6 protein-coding genes are annotated in these 5,154 nt (G+C 73.2%); 3 read left to right on the forward strand and 3 right to left on the reverse strand.

Annotated features, from left to right (window positions below; all coding sequences use genetic code 11):
- Positions 1–117: 117 nt before the first annotated feature.
- The 3 genes from DY240_RS24150 to DY240_RS24160 are packed head-to-tail and all read right to left on the reverse strand — an operon-like array spanning position 118 to position 2,709.
- Entirely contained in the window at positions 118–1,116 is a 999-nt protein-coding gene (locus DY240_RS24150) for an ABC transporter ATP-binding protein (protein ID WP_119662274.1), read from the reverse strand.
- Positions 1,113–1,922, reverse strand: a complete 810-nt coding sequence (locus DY240_RS24155) for an ABC transporter permease (protein ID WP_199702289.1) — start codon at positions 1,920–1,922, stop codon at positions 1,113–1,115. Before DY240_RS24155 ends, DY240_RS24150 begins: the two co-directional genes overlap by 4 nt.
- Entirely contained in the window at positions 1,915–2,709 is a 795-nt protein-coding gene (locus tag DY240_RS24160) for an ABC transporter permease (protein WP_199702291.1), read from the reverse strand. The genes DY240_RS24155 and DY240_RS24160 overlap by 8 nt, the downstream gene beginning before the upstream one ends.
- A 109-nt stretch (positions 2,710–2,818) precedes the next feature.
- Between DY240_RS24160 and DY240_RS32995 the strand changes: the two genes are divergently transcribed.
- From DY240_RS32995 to panC, 3 genes are all read left to right on the forward strand, one after another.
- Positions 2,819–3,448, forward strand: coding sequence for a hypothetical protein (locus DY240_RS32995; protein WP_199702293.1), 630 nt, complete (start codon positions 2,819–2,821; stop codon positions 3,446–3,448).
- Positions 3,442–4,455 (forward strand): hypothetical protein, encoded by a 1,014-nt coding sequence (locus DY240_RS24170; protein ID WP_119662276.1) that lies wholly within the window; start codon positions 3,442–3,444, stop codon positions 4,453–4,455. Before DY240_RS32995 ends, DY240_RS24170 begins: the two co-directional genes overlap by 7 nt.
- Positions 4,456–4,474: 19 nt before the next feature.
- On the forward strand, positions 4,475–5,154 hold a 680-nt coding region (panC, locus tag DY240_RS24175), incomplete at its 3' end, for a pantoate--beta-alanine ligase (RefSeq protein ID WP_199702295.1).

Here is a 5,154-nt window from a genome sequence, read left to right on the forward strand (position 1 = left end):
CGGCGGTCGGGGTCGCGGTGGCGGTGGCCGTGGCGGGCGCCGCGGGCCCGGACCCGGCGCGGGCCGCCGACGTCATGCTCGCCGTCGGCGCCGGGCTGGCCGTCGTCGGCGCGCTGCTCATGGCCGGTCTCCGCGACCGTCGCCGCTGAGCTGGGCCAGGTAGAGGCGGCGGACGACGTCCTCGATGTCGGGCTCCTCGATGGCGAGGTCGCGCACCTGGGCGCGGCGGCCCACCGCCTCCAGGATCGCCCCCGCCGTGGTGTGCTCGGGCGTGAACGCAAGCCGGTGCCGCAGCCCGTCGGGCTCGACGGCGACGCAGCGGGTGCCGTCGATGGCGCCGAGGTCGCGCACCGGCTCGACGAGGTCGACCACCATGACGCGCTCGGCGCCGACCTGCGCGCTCAGGCCGGGCAGCGTCCCGTCGTAGACCAGGCGGCCGTGGTCGACCACGAGGACGCGGTCGGTGAGCCGTTGCACGTCGTCCATGTCGTGCGTCGTGAGCAGCAGCGTCGTGCCGTGCAGCGTGCGCTGCTCGGCGAGGAACACCCGCAGCCGCTCCTTGCTCAGCACGTCCAGCCCGATGGTCGGCTCGTCGAGGATCAGCAGCCGCGGCGAGTGCAGCAGCGCCGCTGCGATCTCGCCGCGGATCCGCTGGCCCAGCGAGAGCTGGCGCACCGGCGTGGCCAGGAAGGCGCCGAGGTCCAGCCGGTCGACCAGCTCGTCGCGGCGGCCCGGCCACGCCCCCTCGGGCAGCCGGTGGATGGCGGCGAGCGCGCGGAACGACTCGGCCAGCGGCAGATCCCACCAGAGCTGGCTGCGCTGACCGAACACGACGCCGATCTGCCGGGCCAGGTCACGGCGGCGGCGCACCGGGTCCAGCCCGCAGGTGCGCACCGTCCCCGCCGTCGGAACCAGGATCCCGGTGAGCATCTTGATGGTGGTGGACTTCCCGGCCCCGTTCGCGCCGATGTACCCGACGGCGGCGCCCTCGGCGAGGTCGAACGTCAGCCCGTCGACGGCGGCGACGACGGTGCGTTCACGGCGCAGCCGGCCGGCCGGACGGCGGACGACGAACTCGCGGCGCAGGTCGCGCACCTGGATGATCGGCTCGGTCATGATCCCGTCCCGGTGTAGTGGCGGAGACCGGCCCGCCAGCCGGCCAGGGCGACGGCCCAGATGACGACCGCGGCCAAGGGGGCGCACCAGCCCAGCCACTGCGGCGTGCCCGCCGGACCCGGCAGGTCCAGGAGCACCAGCACCGGCAGGTAGGCGGTGAACGCGGCCGGCACGACGAACGTGAACAGCAGCCGCATCGGCAGGCTGAAGATGCTGGCCGGGTAGCTGGCCGCATAGGAGCCGCCGTAGGTGAAGGCGTTGGCGAACTCGGCGCCCTCGACCAGCCAGAACTGGATCGCCGCCGCGCAGACGAACAGCCCGGCGAACACGGCCGTCGCGATAAGCGGCGTGAGCAGCAGGAGCGTGACCTTGTCCGCCGTCCAGTCGATGTCGTTGAGCGGCAGCGCGACCACGAGCACCGCGACGGCGACGGCGACCCGGCCGAGCCGGCGCAGCGACACGTCACTGGTGATCAGCTGCGCCAGCACCGGCAGCGGCCGCAGCAGGTACGCGTCCAACGTCCCCTCCCGGAGGTACACCGGCAGGTTGTCGACGTGCCCGACGAGCAGGTCCGCCACGCTGAAGCCGAGGTTGGCCAGCGCGAACAGCAGCGCGGCGGCGGCGAAGTCCAGCTCGCCGAGCACCTCGACGTTGGCGAACAGGATGTACACCTCGGCGAACTCCACGAGTCCGATGCCGACGCTGCCCAGCAGGTCGGACACGAACGAGCGGCGGTACGCCGTCTGCGACCGCATGCGCGAGCCCAGCAGCACGCGGTAGGGGCGGAACCGGCCTGCCTCAGCCACCCTGCACCACCAGCTTCCGGGCACCGCGCGCGAACACCAGACGCCCGAGCAGCAGGACCCCGGCCAGCCACGCCGCCTGGACCGCCAGCACGCCGAGCGCCGCCGTCCCCTCGACCCGCCCGGTGATGACGTCGACCGGCGCCTGCAGGATCGACGGGAACGGCGTCAGCGCCGCCAGTGTGGCCAGCCAGTCGGGGAACCAGTGCACCGGGATCACCAGGCCGGACAGCACGCTCATGCCGACGATGTGCAGCGTGAGCAGGCCGCGCAGCTCGATCAGCCAGAACGCCGCCAGGTTCACCAGCCACCAGGTCGCGAACGACACCGAGACCGCGAGCACGACGCTCACCAGCCCGAGCAGGTAGGGGAGCGGCGACGTGGGCAGCGCGAGCCCGGTGATCAGAGCCCCGGCCAACAGGGGCGGCGCGCCGCGCGGGATGAACTGGTGGACGGCCCGGCCGAGGAACCCGGCGAGGTGGGCGAACTGCGGGTCGAGCGGGCGGGCGAGGTCGACGGCGATGTCGCCGTCGCGGATGCGCAGCGCCAGCTCGTTCCAGTGGAACACGTTCACCGGCGCGACCAGGGCCTGCACGACCCATGCGTAGGTAGCGCCGGCGAGCGCGTCGTAGCCGGCCAGCGTCCCGCCCGCCGCGCCGATGGCGCCGACGGTGATGGACGCCTTGATCAGGCCGAAGACGGTGTTCGTGAACGCCCCGGCGGCGGTCGCCAGCCGGTACGTCGACCACCGGCGGAAACCGAGGACGACGAGGGTGGCGAAGAGACGCACAGTCGCCGTACGGTACTCGGCTCCCGTACCGGTGTCACAGGATTTTGTGTTACCTTGCGCCCGGGCACACGCAATCCGTCCGTATCCGGTCCGCGAGGAGTGACAGCGCGTGCTTGCCCGTCCGCGAGCCCTCGGCCTGGCGTTGTGCGCCCTGGCGCTCACGCTGGCCGCGTGCGGCGAGAGCGGCGGCCAGGAGCCTGCCGGACTCGACGACGTCCGCTCGTCGCCGGTCGCGACCACCCCCGCAGCGACGCAGGAGGCGACGCCGGACGACGAGCCGGCACCCACCGAGCACGCCTTCCCCGAGGCGGGCGTCACCATCGTCACCCCGCCGCCGTCCGGGCCGGCCGAGGAGGCCGCGCTGACCACGTTCGTCGCGTTCGCCCGCGAGTGGCGGTGGTCGCTGGGCGAGCTGCGGCTCAGCGAGGAACTCACCGGACTGGCCGCCGCACCCGTCGTGGACGAGGTCGAGCGCTCGCTGGAGTACCAGGTCGACAACGGCATCCGCTACGGCGGCCAGATGGTCATCACCCCGGTCGTCGAGGAGAGCAGCGACACCCTGGTGGTGCTCGGCGGCTGCGTCGACGGCTCCGAGGTCGTGCTGATCGACGACGGCGAGGAGCGGGCCCCCGACGGCGTCGATCAGCACCCGGTCATCCCCATGCGTGCCGTGCTGGCCAACGACGGCAGCGGCTGGCGGGTCAACGAGAACGCACTCGACGAGGACGCATCATGCTGAACCGACATTCGACCATCCGGCGCGTCGCCCTGGGCGCCGTGCCCGCCCTGCTCGTCGCCACCGGTCTGACGGCGGCCGCGATGCCGCCGGCGGCCGCCGATCCCGCGCCGCGGTGCGGCATCGGCAGCTGCGACGACGAGGACGGCGGTTCCACGCCCGGCGCCGAGGACGGCGCCATCAGCATCACCGTCTGGGGGTCCGGGACGACCTCCGGGGACGAGGGCTACGAGATCCCGGCCGAGACCGTCACCGTCCTGCCGCCGTGCCGCTACATCCAGAGCATGACCGGCAAGGAGTACTACGAGTGGATCCAGAAGTACGGCAACGGCCGCGACCCCGACGGCAACCCGATCCCGCCGTACCCGAACTACGAGCTGTACAAGGACGACACCGAGGGCCACTGGTGGGGCGGCATGTGCTCCAGCGCCGACTACGACGGCGACATCGAGGGGTTCGTCGAGTACGCCAACGAGTGGTTCGACGAGCACCCGGGCGTCTACGTGCGGCCGGGCGAGCCGGTGCCCGTCCCGCCCATCCCGCCGGAGATCCTCGTCCAGGTCGCCTACGACGAGCTGGAACTGCCCGACCCGCAGATCGCCTGGAACCCGCGCCGCGACGGCGACGGCGCCACCGTCGTCAACCTGCCCACCTGGCTGTGGCTCGACGACGGCCCCGTGGAGCTGGAGGTGCACGCCGCGGCCGGCGACAACGAGGCCCGCGTCGACGCGACGCTGAGCGGGATGAACTTCTCCGCGAGCAACGCCGCACCGGTCGCCTGCGACGGCCACGGCGTGGCCTGGACCTCCGGCGCCACGTCCGACTGCGCGCTGACGTTCACCCGGTCCAGCGCGCACCTGCCGGGCGGCGTCGCGAACGTCCTGGCGGAGAGCCGGTGGAGCATCGAGTGGTTCGCCAACGGCGAGCCGCAGGGTCCGCTCGACCCGCAGACCACGTCGGCGACGTTCGACCTGCCGGTCGCGGAGGTGCAGACGATCGTCACACGCTGAGGCCGGTAGCGTGGCGCGCGTGACCGACCCGATCATCGTCGCCCGCACCCGGGACGAGCTCGCCGAGGCGCTGTCGCGCGGCGAGAACGAGAGCGCCGTCGTCATGACGATGGGTGCGCTGCACGAGGGCCACCGCGCCCTCATGCGCGCCGCCCGCGACGAGGTCGGCGCGGGCGGCACGGTGATCGTGACGATCTTCGTGAACCCGCTGCAGTTCGGCCCGGGCGAGGACTTCGACCGCTATCCGCGCACGTTCGACGACGACCTCGCCGCCTGCGCCGAGGAAGGCGTCGACGTCGTGTTCGCGCCGGCGACGGACGAGCTGTACCCGCACGGGCAGCCGCAGGTCACCGTCGCGCCCGGCCCGCTGGGCGCTGAGCTGGAGGGAGCGGTGCGGCCGGGCCACTTCGCCGGCGTGCTGACGGTGGTCGCGAAGCTGCTCAATCTCACCGTGCCCAGCTACGCGCTGTTCGGCGAGAAGGACTACCAGCAGCTCACCCTGGTCCGCCGCATGGTGGCCGACCTCGAGCTGCCGTACGAGATCGTCGGCGTGCCGACGGTCCGCGAGGCAGACGGGCTGGCGCTGTCCAGCCGCAACCGCTACCTCTCGACGGGGGAGCGGACGGCGGCGCTGGTGCTCTCGCGGGCGCTGCGCGCGGGCGCCGGCGCCGCGGCCCGCGGGCCGGACGCCGTCCTCGC

The sequence above is a fragment of the Jiangella rhizosphaerae genome (genome assembly GCF_003579925.1).
Classification (GTDB): domain Bacteria; phylum Actinomycetota; class Actinomycetes; order Jiangellales; family Jiangellaceae; genus Jiangella; species Jiangella rhizosphaerae.

Bases quoted from the DNA above. Each gene is read 5' to 3' on its own strand.
- DY240_RS24150 (WP_119662274.1), bottom strand. From the start codon at position 1,116: ATGACCGAGCCGATCATCCAGGTGCGCGACCTGCGCCGCGAGTTCGTC.
- DY240_RS24170 (WP_119662276.1), top strand. From the start codon at position 3,442: ATGCTGAACCGACATTCGACCATCCGGCGCGTCGCCCTGGGCGCCGTG.